Source organism: Deltaproteobacteria bacterium (genome assembly GCA_028818775.1).
Classification (GTDB): domain Bacteria; phylum Desulfobacterota; class Binatia; order UBA9968; family JAJDTQ01; genus JAJDTQ01.
The window spans coordinates 19,726-39,051 of record JAPPNE010000058.1 but is presented as its reverse complement, the minus strand read 5'-3'; the positions used below and the strand labels follow the sequence as shown (position 1 = coordinate 39,051).

Sequence of the window (19,326 nt, the reverse complement as noted above, 5' to 3'; positions counted from 1 at the left end):
GACTATAGGGAAGCCGAATCCGGGGTGTCAAACAAGGGTATGGAAGACCGCGTGCCCTTCCAGATACTAATTGCTACTAATTCATCTGCAAATTAGTAATTGATCACAGGACCTTCAGCCGCTTCGCCAAGTCCGCGGGCGCGGTGAAGGTGAAATACTGCCCGGTCTTCGTCCTGACGAGCAGGTTCCGTGAGGCAAGATCGAGAAGGTCGGTCCGTGCCGTCTGATAGGTGACTCGGTGAGTCTTCTTGTGTGTGTCTATCGTATAGCGTGCCCCTGGGTGCCGGAGGGCATGCCCGAGCAGCGCCAGTTGCCGGTGGTTGATCGAGACGTGGGCTTGAAGAATCTTCTCGATGCTTTGAATTTCCAGGGCTTTCTTGTCGAGGTACGCGTACAAGGCCTTGATCGCCTGCCGGATGACTTGAAGCTGGGCCAGGAGAAAGTAGGTCAGATCGTTCTCGTCGGTCTCGGTGTAGAGGAACGACTTGGCATACCTGGTGGGCGATCTCCGAATGACGGCCGAAATTGAAAGAAACTCGAACATCCAGAAATCCTGTGAGAGTACCGACCAGTAGAACAAGGCCCTGGCGGTCCGGCCGTTGCCGTCGACGAACGGATGGTCGTAGGCAAGCCAGAAATGCAGGATGATCGCCTTGAGGATGGGATGCAGAAAGGTGTCGGTCGGGGTCTTGTTCGCGAAACTACACATGGCGGCCATTCGACGGGCGATTTCCCGCGCGGGCGGTGGAGTATGGAGCAGGGTTCCGTCCCCGTCGTGGTAGACGGCGACACCGTCCCCAGGTTTCCGCAGGTGGTGGCCGGTCTGGCCTTCCTCAAGGGTCCCTTCGACCAGTGTCCCGTGGATCGTGAACACGATCTCAGGGGTGAGCGGCTGGGCGGTGAGTTCCTTGACCTGCTGGATCGCCCGGTAGTTGTTGAGGATCATCATCTCGCTTCGATTCATCGGATTTCGGCCGGAGCGAATCATTTGCTTCGCAGCGTCGCGCGTTGTGGACGCCCCTTCAAGCTGGCTTGAGGTGATGGCCTCTTCGATCAGGGAACTCACGACGTAGCGGTCCCTTGTTTGTGGATTCAGGAGCTGGTCGGTTGTCGTGATTCTCCCGCTTACGTTCCGGTCGATTTCATACAGGGATTCGAGCACGGGATCCGCGAGGCAGTAGCCAAAGGCGTTCCCGTTCGTGTCCTTCAGAGGAATGGTCCTGCGTGTCTGGCTACGGGCCAATTTCACCGCCGCCCACCATTCTTCGGAAGACAGTCCGGTCGGAGGCTGGATGCGCCTGAGGTTTTCCCAGTGCCGATACTGCTTCCCCTGCGACGGACCGATCCCTTCGTGCGTGACGATCCGCATTATCTGGTCGGGTTCCTTCAGTATCTCCGCGAGGCTCGGCGGGGTTTGTGGAATTTTCATCGTCTGATTTCAAGCAAATACTAATTCATAAATGAATTAGTATTTGTTGCATGTCAAGAGGATCCGCGGCCCGTAGCGGGTTGGCGGCGTGACGGTTGTTGTTTTTTCGACACACCTCATGTAAGAGTTACCCCTTGAATTTTCTTGAGATTCGGAGGAGCCCATGGCCAAGCCCGCTGAAGAGATCGAAACCACGATGGACAACATCCCCTTCTTCTACAAGTGGCAGAAGGGCGAGGGAGTGGACGTTGTCGACACGTTCTTCATCAAGGACCTGAAGGAGGTGCCGCTCAAGTGGTGGGACCGCATGGGCGGTGACGGGACGCTCTTCAACATGGAGGGAGCGGGCGACGCCACCGGCGCCTACATCGTCGAGATCGCGCCGGGCAAGAGCCTGAACCCCATGCGCCACCTCTACGAGGAGCTGATCCTGGTGGTGCAGGGCCGCGGCGCCACCACCATCTGGAACGACAACGGCGCCAAGCAGACCTTCGAGTGGCAGGAAGGGAGCCTCATTTCGGTCCCGTTGAACGTGCATCACCAGCACTTCAACGGCCAGGGCGACAAGCCGGCGCGGCTGTTCTCGGTCAACAACATGCCCATCGTCTTCAGCCTGTTCCACAACGACGACTTTATCTTCAACACGCCCTACGACTTCCGGGACCGCTTCGACGGGCGGCCGGACTTTTTCTCCAGCCAGGGCACGCAGCATCCCGGCCGGATCTGGGAGACCAACTTCATCGCCGACACCCGCACTTTCAACCTCCAGGAGTGGAAGGAGCGGGGCGCGGGCGGCAAGAACGTCTTTCTCGAAATGTGCGACGGCACCATGGCGGCGCACATCTCCGAGTTCCCCGTGGGGACCTACAAGAAGGCCCACCGCCACGGGCCGGGCTTCAACGTCATCATCATCAAGGGGCAGGGTTTCTCGTTGTTCTGGTGGGAAGGCGAGGAGCCCAAGCGCTACGACTGGCAGGACGGCAGCGTGTTCGTGCCGCCGGAGATGATGTTCCACCAGCACTTCAACCTCGGCCCCACCGGCGCGCGCTATCTGCCCTTGCGTTTCGGCGGCATCAAGCACAGCATGGGCGAGGGCTACGGAGACATCTCCAAGGTCGACAAGGACGTGAAGTCCGGCGGCAACCAGATCGAGTACTACGACCAGCCGGCGTACATCCGCGAGATGTTCGAGTCGGACATGACCAGGCTGGGAGCCGAGTCGCGCATGGATCCCAACGTCTACGTCAAGCCCGCCGCGTAGGATAGAGGCCTTTTGACGGAGGGAGGAGGCCTTGGGGCTTCCTCCCTTTTTTTGTCCGACCCGATCCGATGCCATGGCGGCTGCGATCATCCTGACAATACTGTCCTATCTCCTGGGATCGATCCCCGCGGGCTTTCTGGTGGGATCCTCCTCGGGCGTGGACGTGCGCAGCGCCGGGAGCGGCAACATCGGCGCCACCAACGTGGCCCGGACCCTGGGTTGGAAGAAGGGCCTCGTCACGCTGCTGGCCGATGTCGCCAAGGGTTTCCTCCCCGTGCTGGCGGCACACCTGCTGGACCTCGGCCCGGCCGCGGCCGCATCCGCCGGTCTGGCCGCGTTCGCGGGCCATCTCTACCCGGTGTTCCTGGGATTCAAGGGAGGCAAGGGCGTGGCCACCGCCGCCGGCGTCTACCTGGGAGTCATGCCCCTGGGCCTCCTGGCCCTGCTTGGGGCGTTCGCCCTGGCGGTCCTGGCCAGCCGGCGGGTCTCCCCGGCTTCCATGGCCGCGGCCGCGGCAGGTCCGGTCGCTGCCTGGGCGCTGTCCTATCCGGTGGAAACGTTCTGGATGAGCCTCGTCATCGGATTCCTGGTGGTGGTGCGCCACCGGGAGAACATCCGGCGGCTGCTGGCGGGGGAAGAGCCGCCGTTCGAGTTGCGCAGGCGCGGTTCGGACGGATAGACGGCCTTGTCCCGCTGGTCTGCCAGCGGCTCCCCTTCTATGAACGCCCGCCGATCGGGGGGCGACCACAGTTCAACTGAAATCGACCACCCCGTGGTTCCGGACGATTTCCTTCACGATCTGCGTCTCCTGTTCGCAGAAGACGATCAAATTGCTCGACGCCGGGACGCGAGCGCTCGGGACCAACAGTCCGTCAGCGCCCAGGAACGCACAAGTCTCGGCCACCTCCTGAGAACGGGGATACTCCTTTTCCCGCTCAAGATAGCTCAATTGGCCGTAGCGCGCCGTATCGAACCCGATGGAAGACAGTGCTTCAAGATCGGGGAAGCGCATGACCGCTTCAAGAGATACGGTGAGTTCGTATAGTTCATATCGGACCCTGGAAGGCGGAATGGGTTGGCCCTGATAGAGATGAAACCGTCGCTCGGCGACGGCGGCCTCGCGCGTTTCCGAGGTATAAAGCACGTCGAGCGTCCCGTCGTCCCAGCGGCCGCCGGACCGCCAGCAGGCAAGCGGATCGTGGCCCTCTCGGACCGACCGCCACACCGTTTCCGAATAGGGAGCCAGCTCGACGGATTCCAGCGTATCGAGCAACTGCTGATCGCGTATGCGACGACGGGTTTGAGAGATGTTCCCTTGCACCGCGCTTAGATGTACGCATCCGCGTCGAGGCGATCGAGGATCGCGATCACTTCCTCGGTCCGCTCGCCACGTACAAGGTCGATGGCCCGCTCCCCGTCCAACTGCGGATGGCGCGCGTAGAGCCAGACACGTACCTCTTCCCGGCTGTAGTACTCGCTGAGCCGCAGCACCACATAGGACAAATCGGAGATGATGAGTTGTGTGTTCGGATGCGGCGACTTCCGACCGGTCGTCCAGCGGGACACGGTCGCTTTGGAAACGCCGGTGAAATTCGCGATGTCGGTTCCCTTCAACCCACCGGTCTGTTGCAGCCGTTCGATGAACTGCACCACTGGTTTGACCGCCTTCACTTGTACCTGGTCCATGCGGGACTCCATTCGGTGTCTGGATCGGCTTATAGCCGTCACGTCTTTGACTTTATTGTTTCAATCAAAATACATGTAGAAACATATAAGTCAAGACTTCGGGAATGGCCTCCCTGAGGTGACGTTGACCGGACGGGCTGACTCGGGATACGGTGGACGTATAAACGCGTAGATGTTTATATGTCTAACTGGGGAATTGAAGTATGACTCGTTGGAACCTCTCCATTCCTGAAGAGACGGACAGGGTGGTCCGCACCTTTCTCGCGCGCAACGGCGGCAAGAAGGGCGATCTGTCCCGGTTCGTCGACGAAGCTGTGCGCCGTCGCGTTCTGGACCTTACCGTCGATCAGGTCAAGGACCGCAATGCTGCGTGTGACCAGCGAGCGATTCTTAACCTGATTGATGACGAGGTGGCGGCTAGACGTGCGGATCGTTCTTGACACCAACATCCTCATCAGCGCCCTCATCACCAAGGGCACTCCGCCCGATTTGCTGTACCAGGCGTGGCTGCGTGGCGAGATCGAACTCGTCACCTCGCTTGCGCAATTGAGCGAGATGGCCCAAGTTCTTGCCCGGCCTCGTCTTCGTCGGTTCGTCGACGCCGACGAAGCTGCCGCGATCGTCGAGAACATCGGCGCAAGGGCCGTTGTCCAGCGCGAACTTCCTGTAGTGGACTTGTCCGCCGATCCCGACGACAACCCTATTCTGGCTACCGCAATCGACGGAAAGGCCGACCTGCTCGTCACTGGCGACAAGAAACACTTGCTCGCGCTTGGAGTGGTGGAAGGTATTCCTGTCGTGACTGCCCGTGAAGCCCTGAGCCGTGTGGCCAAAGCGTGATTCGGATGATGCGGCAGCGCGGTGGCCCTCAACGTATTGAAAACGCCTCCACCGCCTCCATCACCCGCAACAGGTTGCCGCCCCACAGCAGGGCGATTTGATCCTCGCCGTAACCCCGGCGCACCAGTTCGACGGTGACGTTGAGGGTGTCGCGTGCGTTGTCCCAGCCGGCGATGCCGCCGCCGCCGTTGAAGTCCGACGCGATGCCGACGTGGTCGATGCCCGCCAGGTTGACCGCGTAGTCGATGTGGTCGGCGAAATCTCTAACGGACGCCTTGGGCCACTTGAGGTCGATCTCCTGCCGGCGGGTGTGCCATTCGTCGCGCTTCTCGTCGCTCAACCGTTGGAAGTCGGCGAAGCCCTTGATGCCCATCGCGGTCCTGAGGCCACGGAGCGCCGACTGCCGCTCGCCGGACACGGGCCGCAGATACGCATCGAAGGCCACCATCTGGGCGACGCCGCCGTTGTCGCGGATGGCCGCCAGCGCCTCGTCGGACAGGTTCCGCGGATGGTCGTAGACGCCCTTGACACTGGAGTGGGACGCGATCACGGGCGCGCGGGAGGCGCGGATGGCGTCCAGCGCCGTGGTCATGGCCGCGTGGGAGACATCCACCATGATGCCCAGGTCGTTGGCGCGCGCGACCGAGGCGCGGCCGAAGTCCGTCAGGCCGCCGTGCTCGGCGGGTGCGTCCTTGAAACGCGGGTAGGGCACGGCCGAGTCGCCGAGGTCGTTGTGGCCGTTGTGCAGCAGGCCCAGGTAGCGCGCGCCGAAGCCGTGGTAGGTGTCGAGGAGGCGCAGGTCGCGCCCGAGGGCATGGCCGTTCTCGATGCCGATGAGCGCCGCAAGCCTCCCTTGGCCGTGAATGCGGCGCACGTCCGCAGCCGAGCGCGCCAGGGCGATGGCCTCGGGATACTGCACGTCGGTCATCCGGCGGATGGCCGCGAACTTGGCGAAGGCGTCCGCCATGGCCCTGGCATAGTCCGCCGCGTTGCGTTCCCCTTGCCCCACGTAGACGATGAAGAACACCGCGTCCAACCCGCCTTGCTCCATCCCCACCAGGTCGATCTGCCCCCGTCCTCTCTTCGCCTCCCTGGGGTCATAGGTCTCGGTGCCGAAATCGGGCGGAATGTCGACGTGCGTGTCCAAGGTCAGGATACGCGCATGGATGGCGCGGGCGCGGTCCAGCAGGTCGGCGTCGGTGTGTGCGGACAGGGACTTCACGGGTCGGGAACCAAGCCGTTCAATGGCATCAGCGTATCTGTACAGCCGTCCGCGCGCAATGTCGGTCTCGCTCGGGCGAACCCCGCCGCGGTGCTCGTTCGTCCGTTCGACGGACCGTGAAACCATAGTGAACAAAAACTGAACCGACACTGCACAAAATTTCATAAATTGCGATGCTCAATTGTTGAATTAATGATAAAGTTGAGTGGAGCGGAGGGGGAAGAACAGACCCGTGCCTGAGAAGTTTGATGACAAAATCGATGTTGCCGAAGCAAGAGGTGCGCGCAAGGGAGAGTCCGCGGACTACGTCTACGTCCGTGAGCCCGGAGCGTTGGAGCAGTTGATGCAGCGCCTCCGCGCGACGCGGTCGGTGGCGCTGGATACCGAGGCGGACAGCCTGCACAACTACGCGGAAAAGGTCTGCCTGATTCAGCTAACCGTCGGGGACGCGCACTTCGTCGTCGATCCCTTGTCGGATTTGGACCTGGCCGGTTTCGTCGAGGTCCTGTCGGACAAGCGGCTGATCCTGCACGGCGCCGACTACGACCTGCGGCTTCTGCGCGCCTGGAAGGGCTTCAGGCCCCGCGGGGAGGTCTTCGACACGATGATCGCGGCGCAACTGCTCGGTATCGAACAGATCGGGCTGGCCTCCCTTGTCGAGCAACTCCTGGACATCGCGCTCGTCAAGGATTCGCAGAAATCGGACTGGTCTCGCCGGCCCCTCAGCGAAACGCAGTTGCGCTACGCGGTCAACGACACGCGCTATCTGGAAGCCCTTGCCGAGCGCCTGCACGGGGAGCTGCTCCACTGGGAGCGGGTGGCATGGCATCGGGAGAGCTGCCGCGCGATGGTGGAGGCCGCAGGACAGGACCGTGCCCGCGATCCGGAGGACATCTGGCGCATCAAGGGCGCGGGGCGCCTGTCGCGTCGCCAACTGGCCTATCTGCGGGAGATCTGGCATTGGCGCGACACGTTGGCCCGGCGCGTCAACCGGCCGTCCTTCAAGGTGCTCCAGAATCAGCGGATACTGGAGCTGGTGGAATGGGCCGACGCGCATCCGGGCGTGGCGCTGGACCAAGGTCCGAAATTGCCGCGCGACATCGTCGGCTCGCGCCGGAGGGCGCTCGGGCATGCGCTCCATCGGGCCGCGACCATGGCGGAGAGCGAGTGGCCGGAGCCCCGGCGCGCCGCGCGCCCCGACGTTCCGAATTTCAACGACAGGGAGTTCGACGCGTTGCGCACCGAGTGCGCCCGGATCGCCACCGGGTTGGGGATCGCTCCATGGACCTTGGCGCCCAAGGCCGCCCTCGAAAACATCGCCCGAACCCGCCCGCGGTCCGAGGACGAAACCATGGCGTGTTCGGGCCTGTTGCGTTGGCAGGCCGAGCTGGTCCAGGGAGCCGTGAACGAAGAGCTGCACGCCTCTCAACGGAAGGCCGCGACCAAGTCCCGGAGAAGGTCCAGGCGCTGAAACGGTGCACGCGGCCGGGTAGTGTGGTAGGTTGTCGCGTGATCGTTCGACCTTCCACAACGACAGGAGCCCGACCATGGCAAGCGAAGCGCAAAGGATTCACGACGGCCTGAAGCACCCGGTGATCGACGGCGACGGACATTGGATCGAGCCGATCCCGGTCTTCCTGGAATACCTGAGCGAAGCCGGCGGCCCCGGAGCCGTCGACCAGATCAAGGACCTCTGGCGCCGGAACCAGTCCTGGTACCGGGCGACTCCGCAGGAGCGCCAGCACCACCGCATGCGCCGCACCATCTGGTGGGGCGTCACCGCGGATACCCTCGACAAGGCCACGGGCCTCCTGCCGGGTCTGCTGAACGAGCGGCTTCCCGAACTCGGCATCGACTTCGCGATGATCTATCCGAGCTTCGGACTGAGCGTGAACGGCATTCAGGACGACGACCTGCACCGGGCCGGGGTGCGCGCCTACAACATGATGACGGCCGACATGTTCGGGCCGTACCCCGAGCGCTTCTGTCCGGTGGCCATCATCCCGGCGCACAACCCGGACGAAGCCCTGGAAGAGCTGGAGTACGCGGTGGTGCAGCGCGGCTACCGGGCCATCATGATGCGAGGCAACCAGGAGCGGAAGATCCCGGGGGCTGCCGAGGGCATCGATCCGCGCAAGGCCGCCTGGTACTGCGACAACATCGCCCTGGACAGCCCCTACGACTACGAGCCCGTGTGGCGCCGCTGTGTCGAGCTGGGCGTGGCCGTGACCCAGCACTCGGGCAGCGGCCGCTGGCACGACCGCGCCTCCATCAGCAACTTCACCTTCAACCACGTGGGCCACTTCGCCGAGTCGAACCACGCCTTCGCCCGCGGCGTCTTCCTCGGCGGCTTGGTGAACCGCTACCCGAGCCTCAATTTCGGGTTCATGGAAGGCGGCATAAGCTGGGCCTGCCAGATGTGCTTCGATCTCATCGAGCACTGGGAGAAGCGCCGCCGCGCCGGGTTGCAGTACCCCGCCGACACCGACGTCGAGGAGTTGAAGGGGTTCATCGAGCGCTATGGTGACGAGCGGCTCAAAGCCAACGCCGACGCCCTCATGAACAACCTCGACGCCTTCCGGCCCAACTGCAGCGTCGAAGAGCTATCCAGGCCCGAGCACGTAGTGGACGATTTCGAGGCCGCGGGGATCCAGTCCGAGGAGGACGTCGAAGCGGTGTTCGCCACGAACTTCTTCTTCGGCTGCGAGGCCGACGACCGCGCCACCATGTGGGCGTTCGACCCGCGCATGGGCGTGCGCCTCCAGCCGGTCTTCAGCTCGGACTTCACGCACTTCGACGTGCCCGACTTCAAGGAAGTCATTCCCGAGGCCCACGAGATGGTGGAGAAGGGCCACGTGACCGAGCAGGACTTCCGCGAGTTCACCTTCACCAACGCCGCGCGCCTGCACACGCGCAACAACCCCGACTTCTTCAAGGGCACGGCGGTGGGAGAGGCCGTGGCGGAGGAGCTGGGGTTGTAGACCCGGCGCCTCCGCTACGCTTCCAGTCCGAGACTGTAGAACCGGTTGCAGTTGTCGAAGAAGACCTTCCGCTTCTGGTCCTCGGAGATGTCGGTGCGCTCGCGCACCTCCTTGGTGGCGTTGGGCCAGATGGTGTCCCAGTGCGGGTAGTCGGCGGCGAACAGCCACATGTCGTCGCCGTAGCGGTCCATGCAGTAGGGCAGCATGGCGTCGTCGGGGTCGAAGCTCACGTACACCCGGCCGCTCTTCACGTAGTCGCTGGGCTTGCCCTTGAGCAGCGGCGCTTCCTCGCTGCGGCGCTCGTAGTGCTCGTCGATGCGGTCGAGCCAGTAGGGTAGCCAGCCGCATCCCGCCTCGAAGAAACCTACCTTGAGCTTGGGATAGCGCTCCAGCACCCCGCAGGTGGTGATGCCCAGGAAGGCCTGCATGATCTCGAAGGAGAAGCTGACGGTGTGGGCCTGGAGGAAGCACTCCCAGCGCTCCTGTCCCTCGGCGCCCCAGGAGTTGCCGTGGAAGCACACCGGGACGCCCAGGCGCTCGGCCTCGGCGTAGATGGGCCAGAACTCCTCGGCGCCGAGGTTCTTCTTGTGGCCATGGGTGTGGAGCATCACGCCCGGGTGGTGCCACTTGTTCACGGCGCGGTTCAGCTCTTCGACCGCGGCGGGCACGTCCTTCAGGGACACCGTGGCGATGCCCTTCATGCGCGGGTTCTGCTGCTGGACCTCGCCGATGTAGTCGTTCCATGCGCGCGCCAGCGCCTTCTGGAGATCGCTCTGGGGCACGAGGCTCAGGCTCAGCCCCATGGTCGGGTAGGTGACGCTGAGGTTGATGCCCTCCACGTCCATGTCCGCTACGTATCCGTTCGTACCGATGGTCTGCTTGCCCATGCGGCCGAGAAAGCGGTCCCAGGTATCGCTGGGGAAGAACCCCTGGCGGATGCGTTGGTACACCTCGGGTACACGCGAGCGGTAGTCGTCGATGGTCTCGCGGATGTGCGAGTCGGCATCCAGGATGGGATAGTCTGCCATGTGCGTTACCTCCACGAACGGGCGTTGGTAGCCCAGTCAATACGGCAAGACGTTGCCGCGTGTCAATCGGGGGAAGAGCGCGCGGGGTGAGCGAGTCCCGACCGCCGGACGGCGCGGAGACCGGTGTAGTCGATCACCCGGCTTCGTCGTAGACACCGTCGGTCTTGGCCGCCATGATGAAGTCGTTTCGGTGCAGGTTGCGGATCTTGTGGGTCCACCAGGTAACGCGCACGCGGCCCCATTCGGTGACGATCCTCGGGTGGTGCCCTTCCTCCTCGGCGATGTCGCCCACCGCGGCCGTGAACGCGAGCGCCTGGGCGAAGTTCCTGAACTTGAACAGCCGGTCGAGCTTGGGAATGCCGTCCTCTTCGATCATGGCCCAGTCGGGCATGTGCGGCTTGAGTTCCTGGATTTCCTGCGACGTCACCACCGGCGCATCCGCCCGACACGCAACGCACTTCTCTTCGGTCAATTGGCTCATGGAATTTCCTCCGTTTCCCATCTCGCTAGCCAAGAGTGTTGCCGATTGATACGAGAAGGGCAACGAGTTCGCGACGGGAGGTTTCATGCAAGACGATCGTTTCCGCGTGGTGGTGCTGGACGACTACGAAAAGTTCTCGACGACGGTTCCGGCCTACCAGGAGGCTTCGGCCGTGGCCGACGTCCGGGTGGTGGAGCGCAAGCTCACCACGGACGAGGAGTGGGCGGCTGCGGTGGGCGACGCCCACGCGGTGGTGCTCATGCGCGAGCGCTCGCCGTTCCGGGAGCGCGAGTTCGCGCTGGCGCCGTCGCTGCGCTTCATTTCGCAGATCGGCCGCGGCATCCCGCACCTGGACGTGGCCGAGGCCACGCGCCGGGGCATCCCGGTGTCGTGCACTCCCAACGACTCGGGCGCGTCCACGGTGGAGCTGACCTTCGCGCTGCTGCTGGCGCTGGCGCGGCAGATTCCCTCGGTGAGCCAGGGCATGCGCGAAGGCGGGTGGCCGCCGTCGGTGGGGCTGTTGCTGGAGGGACGGACCATGGGCGTCATCGGGTTGGGCCGCATCGGCGGCAAGGTGGCGCGCATCGCGGGCGCCTTCAGCATGAAGGTGCTGGCCACGGGCAAGACCCTGACCGACGAGCGCGCCGTGGAGGCGGGGGCGCGGAGGGTGTCACTGGACGCGCTGCTCGAAGAGTCGGACGTCGTGTCGGTGAACTGCCGCCTGAACGCCGAGACCCGCGGGCTCATCGGCCAGCGCGCGCTGGAGCGCATGAAGCCGGGCGCGCTGCTCATCAACACCGCGCGCGGGCCGATCATCTCGGAGGAAGCGCTGGTCGAGTCACTGGGGCGCGGGCGCCCCGGCGGGGTGGGTCTGGACGTCTACGATGAGGAGCCGCTGCCTCCGGACCACCCCTTGCGGCGCTTCGACAACGTCATCCTGGCGTCGCACCGCGGCTACGCGGTGGACCGGATTTTGTACCAGCGTTACCAGGCCGCGTTCGCCAACGTGGTCGCGTTCACCGAAGGCGCGCCGGTCAATGTGATCAATCCGGAGGCGTAGGACCCCGCCACCTCTTTACGACTCCGCCAGCGCCTTGGCGAAGCGGTCGCGGTACTCGGTGTTGTAGAGGCGGGGGAAGTTCTCGGGGTAGTCTTCGCCCGGCTCCACCTTGAGGTCCACCATGATGGGGCCGTCTTCCTTGAGGATGGCGTCGAGGTTCCGGTCCCAGTCCTCCAGGTCGTCGATGGTGTAGGTGTTCACGTAGCCGGCCTCGCGGGCGACGCCGGTGAAAGTGAAGCTCTCGTGGCGCGGGATGGGGACACCGCCGTTGGTCTCGTAGGTGCCGTTCTCGCATACGCAGTGCACGAGGTTCTTCGGCGCGGCGTTGGCGATGGTGACGAGGGTGCCCAGGTTCATGAGCAGGCTGCCGTCGCCGTCCAGCAGCACCACGCGTTTGTCCGGCCGGCCGAGGGCCAGGCCCAACGCGTGGGACGAGCCCTGTCCCATGGCGCCGGTGAAGGTGTAGTTGAGGTCGGACGGCGCGATGTGGATCCAGTCCTGCGCCGCCTTGTAGACCGCCACCACGATCTCGTCGGTGCGGTGGCGCGCCAGAACCTTGAGCATTTCGTCGCGTTTCATCATGGTCAGATGGGCTCCCGTCCGATCAGCATGGCCACCGGCCTCGACTCCGCGTAGGCCGCCTCCACCGCGGGCACGACCTTGTCGGCCTCGCCCGGGGCTTCGATGTTGTGGTACTCGACCTCCATCGCCTCCAGGATCGGCTCGACGATGCGCAGGCCGTAGCGCTTGGACTGCCTGGGGGGGACGCCGGGCTCCTTCTGGAGCATCCCCACCATCATGCACACCGGGTTCTTCCCCTGCACGGCGACGCCGCGCACCGCGTTGATGGAGTCCAGCAGACCCGTGTACTGCATCAGCAGCAGCGACCGGTGCCCGGCGGCGTAGAGGCCGCTGCAGATGGACACGCCCTCGTCTTCCTTGCACACCTGCACCACCTGGAAGTCCGGGTCCTTGATCATGGTCTTGAGCAGGTGCTCGCTGGTGGTACGGTCGGGCAGGGCCACGATGAAGCGGATGCCGGCCCGTTTGATCTCGCGGATGAGGTCCCGCGCCTTGAGCCTGTCGGCGTCGTTGTCTCCCGCCACGCTGTTGCTCCTTCCGTTGTTGCCGGGCGTCGTCCCGTCCGTCGCACGGGACGACCCTTCGCCCTCTATACTATGGCGCCTCCTTCGAGAAAAGACTTGAATCGGGCGACGTCGGCGGGGGCGTCCGGGCGCAGCTCGCACCAGCGCAGCGCCCCCTCGTAGAGGCGCACGGTGGGACGGAGTCCGTGGACGGTAGGGAGCAGGTCCCTCAGCGTATCGTACCACGCCCGGCGTTCGTCCCGGTCCGGCGGCTCCGGGTCGCGCGCGTCCAGCGCCGCGCACAGCCGAAGCCATTCGCCGACGGGGAAGCCCATGCGCAGGTCCTCCGGATAGAGGCCCAGGGCGATGGCGCGGGGCCGGGTGAAGTGCTGGCGCTCGTCGAACTCCAGAATGAATCCGGGGCTTGCTATATTGTCCAGATGGTAGTCGCACGGCGGCATCCACGGCGTCCGTATGAAATCCCCGTAGCCCCGGTGGTCGCGCAGCGCCTCGAAGATCCGCTGCAACACCGCGCCGATCGGCGTGCCGCGGTACGCCTCGGGCCTGCTGGGCCAGGGGAACGATCGGTCCCGGTGGCACGCGTCCGGGTAAAGCACGGTGAGCAGCTCGCGCAGCCGGGTCTTGCACGCGCGGCAGTGCTCGGAATGAGCAGCGGGGTTGAGCATGACGGCGGTATTATTGGCATTTGCCTGAACGGAGGCAATCCGTTGGAGTAGCATGATGGGTTGGACCTACCTTTGCATCGCCGGCGTGTTCGAAGTGTTCTGGGTCGTCGGGCTCAAGTACACGGCGGGGTTCACCCGCCTGTGGCCGAGCGTGGTGACGCTCGTGGTCATGGGGGTGAGCATCTATTTCCTGTCGCAGGCGGTGAAGACCTTGCCCGTGGGAACGGCCTACGCGGTGTGGACCGGCATCGGCGCCGTGGGCACGGTGATCCTGGGAATGGTCCTTTTCGGGGAATCGAGGGACGTCCTGCGGCTCGCGTGCATCGCGCTGATCATCGCCGGTATCGTCGGGCTGCGGCTGGTCTCGGAAACACTTGGCGCGACGGACAACGCGCCGCGGGCGGGCAGGGCGGCATGATCCGGGGGCTTGAATGAATCGAATCTGTGTCTTCTCGGGTTCCGGCACCGGCGTGCTGGAGGAGTACGCGCACACGGCCGCGTCGCTGGGCCGCGAGCTGGCGCGCCGCGGCATCGGCGTAGTCTACGGCGGCGCCTCCATCGGGCTCATGGGATGCGTGGCCGACGCCGCCCTGGAGGAGGGCGGCGAGGTCATCGGCATCATTCCCGAGGCGCTGATGATCAAGGAGGTGGTGCACTCGAACCTCACCGACCTCCGGGTGGTGGACTCCATGCACGAGCGCAAGGCCTTGATGGAGAGTCTTTCGGATGGGTTCATCGCGCTGCCGGGCGGCTACGGAACGCTCGAGGAGATCGCCGAAATGATCACCTGGCTGCAGCTCGGGTTCCACACCAAGCCCTGCGGCCTGCTCGACGTGCGGGGATATTACTCCCACCTCATCGGCTTTCTCGACCACGCGGTGGACCAGGGATTCCTCAAGAAAAAGCATCGGGACAAGCTGCTCGTCGCCGACACCGTGGAGGGCATGGTGCGGGCGCTCGGCGAATTCCGTCTGTCGTGAGCCGGTGCGGTTTCCGGTTGATTCGCATTAGCCGGACACCGCACTACGCTCTCCGCCGCCGCTGTGCTCGCGTTTCCCGGCGACGGGCCGGCCCGCGGGCGATCCCCGCGGCCAACGCCGCGCCCGCGGTCACCACCGTCATCAGCCACGGGAACCAGTCGCCGTAGCGCACGTAGAAGGTCTCCATCTCCAGCAAAGGCACGGTGGCGCGCAGCACCCCTTCGGTGAACACCGGCAGCGGCTCGGACATGCGCCCGGCCGGATCGATGACCGCGGTGAGGCCGGTGTTGGTGGCCCGCACCATGGCCCGGCGCGTCTCGATGGAGCGCCATTGCGCCAGCCAGGCGTGCTGCCACGGCGCGACGGTGTCCCCGTACCAAGCGTCGTTGGTCAGGTTGACCAGCAGGTTGGCACGCTGGTTCCTCACGAAGCGGCGGGAGAGCGCGGGCATCAGGTCCTCGTAACAGATGAGGGGCGCCGCCCGGGCGCCCTTGGGCAGGGTGAGCGCGGTCGCGATCTCGCCCGCGGTGAAGCCGTCGCCGATGGCCTGTACTCCCGGGACCCAGCCGATGAGCCACGCCAGCGGAACGTACTCGCCGAAGGCGAGCAGCACCTGCTTGTGATAGCGGCCCGACACAGTGCCGGCGGGGTCCACCGCCACCGCGCTGTTGTAGCGGCTGAAACGGTTGTCCGGCCGGCGCCGGTAGCTGATGGCGCCGACGATCATGTGCGGATGGCGCGCGGGCAGGAGCGCGCGGGGGATGCGCCGGCCGTTCTCGCGCAGCCACGTTTCCATGGCGGACTCGGGCCAGATGACCACGTCGGCGTCCGCGTTCTTCAGGGACAGGGCCTTGTAGGTATCCTGGTTGGCCTTGAGGAAGGCGTTCTTGCCCTTCCGCTCGATGGAGATGTTGCCTTGCACGACCGCGACGTCGAGGGCTGCGGCTGCCTTCGACGCAGCGTCGACCTGGGCCAGCCGCACCTGTCCGTAGGTCAGCGTCGCGGCCAGCACGGCAGCCGCGGCGGCCGCGGACCACGCCGCCCGCCGCGGGCTCCCGGCGCCGCGGCGGGCGCGCAGCCACTGGTAGAGCGCGGTGCCGCACCACAGCAACAGGAAGGTGACGCCGTAGTGTCCGGTCAGGTCCGCCGATTGGATCAGGAGCGTGAACGGGTTCTGGCTCGTGGCGAGGTACCAGGGGAAGAGGTTGGGGTACCAGAACTCGACCGCGACCCAGAACGCCGCCGGGAAGAGCGCCAGCGGCCCCAGCCCGCACGCGCGCACCAGGGCCGCGAACGCGACGAACGGAACGGCCCCGTAGGCCACGAAGAGAGCGAACGCCGCCGTGGCCACGGCGTAGTTCACCCCGCCGAACACGTGCACGGTGTAGACGAGCCAGTGGAAGCCCAAGGCGATGGTGGCCGCGCCCGCGAGCGCTCCGGCCCACAGGGCTTGCCGCCAGTCGCGGGCGCCTTCGATCGCCGCCAGCAATGGGACAGGGGCCAACCAGGTCAGTGGAAAGAGGACCGGCCAGAGGAAGGGAGCGGCGATGAGCGCCCCGCCGAGGAGCGACAACCCGAGCAGCGACCCGAACCCGAACATGAAGCCGGCAGTCTACGTGTCCCGGCTGGGGGCGTCAACGCGGTTGGCCGGCCGGCCACGGGCTTCGATACCGATTGACAGGAGAAACGGCGAAAGAATAATCTGGTGCGGTGCGTCACGATCAAGTCATTCCGGTAGTCTGAAAGGGGGACAGCCAATGGGTGCATACATCGATGCCGACGGGCATATCATGGAGCGCGAGAACGAGATCAACGAGTACATCAACAACGAGTACCTGGGCCGGGGCAGCCTGAGCTTCCGCCAGATGCTGCCGAGCCTCGACAAGTTCCACACGCCGCGGAGCCGGCATATCGAGCCGGAGGGGATCTTCGACGCTTCCGTGGGACCCGAGCGCTGGCTCGAGTTCCTGAAGAAGACCGGGATCGAGGCCTCGGTGCTCTATCCCACGGCGGGTCTATCCTACGGCCAGGTGCACTTTCCCGAGTGGGCGGCGGCGTATGCACGCGCCTACAACGACTGGCTGTCGGAGAAGTACCTGAAGGTCAGCGACCGCTTCAAAGGGGTGGCGCTCATCCCGGTGCAGGACGTGCCGGCGGCGGTGGAAGAGCTGCGCCGGGCGGTCAAGGACCTGGGCATGGTGTGCGCCATGCTCCCGTCCAACGGCCTCGACCGGCACTACGGCTCGGACCAGTTCTGGCCGCTCTACGAGGAGGCGGAGAAGCTCGACTGCGCGCTCGCGGTCCACGGCGGCTGCTACGGCGATCTCGGCTTCAACTCGTTCAAGGTGTTCCCGGCCACGCGCGCGCTGGGCATGCCCTTCCCGCTCGCCATCCACATGACCGGGATGATGTCGGAAGGCATCTTCGACCGCTTCCCGGAATTGCGCGTGGGCTTTCTCGAGGGAGGCACCGCGTGGATCCCGCTGGTGCTGGACCGGCTGAACCGCGAGGCGGAGTACGGTGGGCTGCAGCTCAAGCGGGACCCCATCGACTACTTCCGTGGCGGTCGGGTCTTCGTCGGCTGCGAGGGCAACGAGGACGTGCTGTCCTACTGTGTGAACCGGGTGGGACACGAGATCTTCATGTTCTGCTCCGACTTCCCGCACGAGATCACCATGGACAACTGCATGGAGGAGATCGACGAGATCCTCGAGCGGGACGAGCTGACCGACGCGCAGAAGGAAGCGATTCTCGGCGACAACGCGCGCAAGTTCTACAAGATCTGACGCGCTTGACGGCCCCGGATGGAAGGGCTACGATGAAAGCGTCCCATGGGGGACGACCGTCGTAAGTCTCACCTTGCGAACCGACCGAGATCGTGGTTCAGAACAAAATCTTGCCTGTTCGACTCCTTCGAGGTCAGAGCCCAGGGTGTATGGCCAAATTGACCAGGAGGAGAACATATGGAAGGCAGGAGACTCTACGTCGGCGGGTTGCCGTACTCGACGACGGACATGCAGCTCGAGGAGATTTTCTCGGCACACGGCTCGGTTGAATCCGCGCAGGTGATCATCGACAAGTTCACGGGCCGTTCGCGCGGCTTCGGTTTTGTGGAGATGGGGACGCCGGACGAGGCGGAGGCCGCGGTCAACGCTCTCAACGAGACCGACCTCGGCGGACGCACCATCACGGTGAACGAGGCCCGGCCCCAGCGCCGCGACTTCGGCCGCCGCTAGGTGGACCGCCGCACTGCCGGTTCGACACGACATACTCACAAGGGGCGCACGTTCGGTCGCCCCATGCCAAACCCGCGAGCCGCGGGGCCTGAGCGCCTCGCGGCTCGTTTCATTTCGACCCACCCCGCCCTCCATTCAGGCGCCATTGCCATTGCACCGCGAATAGTGCATGTAGGCCATGACCCGGCACACGCGGGCGCGAGCGCGAAAGGAGAAGACGCCATGGCGACAGGCAACGGATTCGGAACGGCCAGCGGGATCAAGCTGGTGGGGCGCTTGGACCTTCCCGGGGGCGGCAAGGTCGAGGTGGACAAGGGTTTCGCCTACGTGGGCCACATGGACCCGCCCTACGGCACGTCCGTCATCGACGTGCGCGACCCCAAGAATCCCAGGCTCGTCGCCCAGCTCGAGGTGCCTCCGGGGATCCATTCGCACAAGGCCGCGGTGAGCGACGGTGTGATGATCGTCAACTACGAGCGCTACGAGAACAACCAGGACGCCCAGGGAGGCCTCAAGGTCTTCGACGTGTCGGATCCGGCCAAACCCCGCGAGGTGTCGTTCTTCAAGGCGTCGGCCAAGGGCGTGCACCGCTTCACCTTCGACGGGCGCTACGCCTACTTCTCGCCCGTTCCGGAGGGATACGTGGGCAACATCTGCATGATCCTGGATTTGGCGGACCCGGCCAACCCGCAAGAGGTAGGCCGCTGGTGGATGCCGGGCCAGTGGGTCGCAGGCGGCGAGGAACCCACCTGGCCGGGTACCATGCACCGCTGCCATCACCCCATCCGCCGGGGCGACCGCCTCTACGTGAGCTACTGGCACGGCGGCTTCGTGATCCTCGACATCTCCGACATGAGCAAGCCCACGCTGGTGAGCCATCTCGACACGAGCCCTCCCTACCCGTCGCCCACGCACACCACCCTGCCCATGCCGGAGAAGCTCATGGGCCGGGAGATCCTGGTGGTGGTGGACGAGGAAGCCCAGAAGGCGGCGCCGCTGCCCTACGCCTTCATGTGGGTGGTGGACATCTCCGACGAGAAACACCCCGTGCCCATCTCCACGTTCATGCCGGATCTCGACGAGGAGCCCGCCGACCGCTACGGCGCGCACCAGCCCAACGAGCAGGTCCACGGCAACGTGCTCTACGTCACTTGGTTCAGCGGCGGCCTGCGCGCGGTGGACGTGTCCAATCCCTACCAACCCAAGGAGGTGGGCTACTACGTGCCCGAGCCCGGCAAGGGGCAGAACGCCGTCCAGAGCAACGACGTCTTCCAGGACGACGACGGGCTCCTGTACTTGATCGACCGACTCGACGGGTTCGAGATACTTGAGCCGCGGGTGTAGCCGAGGG

The 19,326-nt window shown here is 64.9% G+C and carries 22 protein-coding genes; 12 read left to right on the top strand and 10 right to left on the bottom strand.

Annotated features, from left to right (window positions below):
* Positions 1–103 precede the first annotated feature (103 nt).
* Positions 104–1,429, bottom strand: coding sequence for a Fic family protein (locus tag OXU42_07460; protein ID MDE0029220.1), 1,326 nt, complete (start codon positions 1,427–1,429; stop codon positions 104–106).
* Between the two features lie 163 nt (positions 1,430–1,592).
* On the opposite strand from OXU42_07460, the gene OXU42_07455 reads away from it, so the two are divergent.
* Both OXU42_07455 and plsY read left to right on the top strand, forming a co-directional pair.
* Positions 1,593–2,690, top strand: coding sequence for a cupin domain-containing protein (locus OXU42_07455; protein MDE0029219.1), 1,098 nt, complete (start codon positions 1,593–1,595; stop codon positions 2,688–2,690).
* Between the two features lie 73 nt (positions 2,691–2,763).
* Complete coding sequence (gene plsY / locus OXU42_07450; GenBank protein ID MDE0029218.1) at positions 2,764–3,369, top strand: glycerol-3-phosphate 1-O-acyltransferase PlsY; 606 nt, start codon at positions 2,764–2,766, stop codon at positions 3,367–3,369.
* Between the two features lie 72 nt (positions 3,370–3,441).
* Here plsY and OXU42_07445 read toward each other — a convergent pair whose 3' ends face one another.
* A complete protein-coding gene (locus OXU42_07445; protein ID MDE0029217.1) occupies positions 3,442–3,963 on the bottom strand; it encodes an RES family NAD+ phosphorylase in 522 nt (173 codons plus the stop codon).
* Between the two features lie 53 nt (positions 3,964–4,016).
* Positions 4,017–4,376, bottom strand: coding sequence for a DUF2384 domain-containing protein (locus OXU42_07440; GenBank protein ID MDE0029216.1), 360 nt, complete (start codon positions 4,374–4,376; stop codon positions 4,017–4,019).
* A gap of 203 nt (positions 4,377–4,579) precedes the next feature.
* On the opposite strand from OXU42_07440, the gene OXU42_07435 reads away from it, so the two are divergent.
* Both OXU42_07435 and OXU42_07430 read left to right on the top strand, forming a co-directional pair.
* Positions 4,580–4,816, top strand: a complete 237-nt coding sequence (locus tag OXU42_07435; GenBank protein ID MDE0029215.1) for a hypothetical protein — start codon at positions 4,580–4,582, stop codon at positions 4,814–4,816.
* Positions 4,800–5,216, top strand: a complete 417-nt coding sequence (locus OXU42_07430) for a putative toxin-antitoxin system toxin component, PIN family (GenBank protein MDE0029214.1) — start codon at positions 4,800–4,802, stop codon at positions 5,214–5,216. Before OXU42_07435 ends, OXU42_07430 begins: the two co-directional genes overlap by 17 nt.
* A 28-nt stretch (positions 5,217–5,244) precedes the next feature.
* Here the strand turns inward: OXU42_07430 and OXU42_07425 are convergent, their stop codons facing one another.
* Positions 5,245–6,438, bottom strand: coding sequence for a dipeptidase (locus OXU42_07425; protein MDE0029213.1), 1,194 nt, complete (start codon positions 6,436–6,438; stop codon positions 5,245–5,247).
* A 232-nt stretch (positions 6,439–6,670) separates the two neighbouring features.
* On the opposite strand from OXU42_07425, the gene OXU42_07420 reads away from it, so the two are divergent.
* Positions 6,671–7,909 (top strand): hypothetical protein, encoded by a 1,239-nt coding sequence (locus OXU42_07420; protein ID MDE0029212.1) that lies wholly within the window; start codon positions 6,671–6,673, stop codon positions 7,907–7,909.
* A gap of 76 nt (positions 7,910–7,985) precedes the next feature.
* Entirely contained in the window at positions 7,986–9,419 is a 1,434-nt protein-coding gene (locus OXU42_07415; protein MDE0029211.1) for an amidohydrolase family protein, read from the top strand.
* A 14-nt stretch (positions 9,420–9,433) separates the two neighbouring features.
* Here OXU42_07415 and OXU42_07410 read toward each other — a convergent pair whose 3' ends face one another.
* Positions 9,434–10,447 (bottom strand): amidohydrolase family protein, encoded by a 1,014-nt coding sequence (locus tag OXU42_07410; protein ID MDE0029210.1) that lies wholly within the window; start codon positions 10,445–10,447, stop codon positions 9,434–9,436.
* A 133-nt stretch (positions 10,448–10,580) separates the two neighbouring features.
* Positions 10,581–10,928, bottom strand: a complete 348-nt coding sequence (locus OXU42_07405) for a 4a-hydroxytetrahydrobiopterin dehydratase (GenBank protein MDE0029209.1) — start codon at positions 10,926–10,928, stop codon at positions 10,581–10,583.
* 85 nt (positions 10,929–11,013) lie between these two features.
* On the opposite strand from OXU42_07405, the gene OXU42_07400 reads away from it, so the two are divergent.
* Positions 11,014–11,988, top strand: coding sequence for a D-2-hydroxyacid dehydrogenase family protein (locus OXU42_07400; GenBank protein MDE0029208.1), 975 nt, complete (start codon positions 11,014–11,016; stop codon positions 11,986–11,988).
* Positions 11,989–12,003: 15 nt separating this feature from the next.
* Here OXU42_07400 and OXU42_07395 read toward each other — a convergent pair whose 3' ends face one another.
* The 3 genes from OXU42_07395 to OXU42_07385 all read right to left on the bottom strand — a co-directional run bounded on the left by OXU42_07395 (position 12,004) and on the right by OXU42_07385 (position 13,759).
* Positions 12,004–12,570 carry a thiamine pyrophosphate-dependent enzyme gene (locus OXU42_07395; GenBank protein MDE0029207.1) on the bottom strand — a complete coding sequence of 189 codons (567 nt, stop codon included), beginning with the start codon at positions 12,568–12,570 and terminating at the stop codon, positions 12,004–12,006.
* Between the two features lie 2 nt (positions 12,571–12,572).
* Positions 12,573–13,094, bottom strand: coding sequence for a decarboxylase (locus OXU42_07390; protein ID MDE0029206.1), 522 nt, complete (start codon positions 13,092–13,094; stop codon positions 12,573–12,575).
* A 65-nt stretch (positions 13,095–13,159) separates the two neighbouring features.
* Entirely contained in the window at positions 13,160–13,759 is a 600-nt protein-coding gene (locus tag OXU42_07385) for a hypothetical protein (GenBank protein MDE0029205.1), read from the bottom strand.
* Positions 13,760–13,814: 55 nt separating this feature from the next.
* Here OXU42_07385 and sugE point away from each other — a divergent pair, with 55 nt between their 5' ends.
* On the top strand, positions 13,815–14,177 hold the full coding sequence (gene sugE, locus OXU42_07380; protein ID MDE0029204.1) for a quaternary ammonium compound efflux SMR transporter SugE: 363 nt from the start codon (positions 13,815–13,817) through the stop codon (positions 14,175–14,177).
* A 13-nt stretch (positions 14,178–14,190) separates the two neighbouring features.
* The gene (locus OXU42_07375) at positions 14,191–14,739 is read left to right on the top strand and encodes a TIGR00730 family Rossman fold protein (GenBank protein MDE0029203.1); all 549 of its coding nucleotides are present in this window, start codon (positions 14,191–14,193) and stop codon (positions 14,737–14,739) included.
* 43 nt (positions 14,740–14,782) lie between these two features.
* On the opposite strand, the gene lnt is transcribed toward OXU42_07375, so the two are convergent.
* Entirely contained in the window at positions 14,783–16,339 is a 1,557-nt protein-coding gene (gene lnt / locus OXU42_07370) for an apolipoprotein N-acyltransferase (protein ID MDE0029202.1), read from the bottom strand.
* Between the two features lie 157 nt (positions 16,340–16,496).
* Between lnt and OXU42_07365 the strand changes: the two genes are divergently transcribed.
* The 3 genes from OXU42_07365 (at position 16,497) to OXU42_07355 (ending at position 19,319) form a co-directional block, all read left to right on the top strand.
* Positions 16,497–17,525 carry an amidohydrolase family protein gene (locus tag OXU42_07365; GenBank protein MDE0029201.1) on the top strand — a complete coding sequence of 343 codons (1,029 nt, stop codon included), beginning with the start codon at positions 16,497–16,499 and terminating at the stop codon, positions 17,523–17,525.
* Positions 17,526–17,702: 177 nt separating this feature from the next.
* The gene (locus OXU42_07360) at positions 17,703–17,975 is read left to right on the top strand and encodes an RNA-binding protein (protein MDE0029200.1); all 273 of its coding nucleotides are present in this window, start codon (positions 17,703–17,705) and stop codon (positions 17,973–17,975) included.
* Between the two features lie 222 nt (positions 17,976–18,197).
* The gene (locus tag OXU42_07355; protein MDE0029199.1) at positions 18,198–19,319 is read left to right on the top strand and encodes a hypothetical protein; all 1,122 of its coding nucleotides are present in this window, start codon (positions 18,198–18,200) and stop codon (positions 19,317–19,319) included.
* Positions 19,320–19,326: the final 7 nt, after the last annotated feature.

What these genes read in the sequence shown, in the direction of transcription:
- OXU42_07440 (MDE0029216.1), bottom strand. Translation starts at nt 4,376, where the DNA reads ATGGACCAGGTACAAGTGAAGGCGGTCAAACCAGTGGTGCAGTTCATC.
- OXU42_07375 (MDE0029203.1), top strand. Translation starts at nt 14,191, where the DNA reads ATGAATCGAATCTGTGTCTTCTCGGGTTCCGGCACCGGCGTGCTGGAG.
- OXU42_07385 (MDE0029205.1), bottom strand. Translation starts at nt 13,759, where the DNA reads ATGCTCAACCCCGCTGCTCATTCCGAGCACTGCCGCGCGTGCAAGACC.
- plsY (MDE0029218.1), top strand. Translation starts at nt 2,764, where the DNA reads ATGGCGGCTGCGATCATCCTGACAATACTGTCCTATCTCCTGGGATCG.
- OXU42_07360 (MDE0029200.1), top strand. Translation starts at nt 17,703, where the DNA reads ATGGAAGGCAGGAGACTCTACGTCGGCGGGTTGCCGTACTCGACGACG.
- OXU42_07455 (MDE0029219.1), top strand. Translation starts at nt 1,593, where the DNA reads ATGGCCAAGCCCGCTGAAGAGATCGAAACCACGATGGACAACATCCCC.
- OXU42_07365 (MDE0029201.1), top strand. Translation starts at nt 16,497, where the DNA reads ATGGGTGCATACATCGATGCCGACGGGCATATCATGGAGCGCGAGAAC.
- OXU42_07395 (MDE0029207.1), bottom strand. Translation starts at nt 12,570, where the DNA reads ATGATGAAACGCGACGAAATGCTCAAGGTTCTGGCGCGCCACCGCACC.
- OXU42_07460 (MDE0029220.1), bottom strand. Translation starts at nt 1,429, where the DNA reads ATGAAAATTCCACAAACCCCGCCGAGCCTCGCGGAGATACTGAAGGAA.
- OXU42_07400 (MDE0029208.1), top strand. Translation starts at nt 11,014, where the DNA reads ATGCAAGACGATCGTTTCCGCGTGGTGGTGCTGGACGACTACGAAAAG.
- OXU42_07410 (MDE0029210.1), bottom strand. Translation starts at nt 10,447, where the DNA reads ATGGCAGACTATCCCATCCTGGATGCCGACTCGCACATCCGCGAGACC.
- OXU42_07435 (MDE0029215.1), top strand. Translation starts at nt 4,580, where the DNA reads ATGACTCGTTGGAACCTCTCCATTCCTGAAGAGACGGACAGGGTGGTC.
- OXU42_07355 (MDE0029199.1), top strand. Translation starts at nt 18,198, where the DNA reads ATGGCGACAGGCAACGGATTCGGAACGGCCAGCGGGATCAAGCTGGTG.
- sugE (MDE0029204.1), top strand. Translation starts at nt 13,815, where the DNA reads ATGGGTTGGACCTACCTTTGCATCGCCGGCGTGTTCGAAGTGTTCTGG.
- lnt (MDE0029202.1), bottom strand. Translation starts at nt 16,339, where the DNA reads ATGTTCGGGTTCGGGTCGCTGCTCGGGTTGTCGCTCCTCGGCGGGGCG.
- OXU42_07415 (MDE0029211.1), top strand. Translation starts at nt 7,986, where the DNA reads ATGGCAAGCGAAGCGCAAAGGATTCACGACGGCCTGAAGCACCCGGTG.
- OXU42_07405 (MDE0029209.1), bottom strand. Translation starts at nt 10,928, where the DNA reads ATGAGCCAATTGACCGAAGAGAAGTGCGTTGCGTGTCGGGCGGATGCG.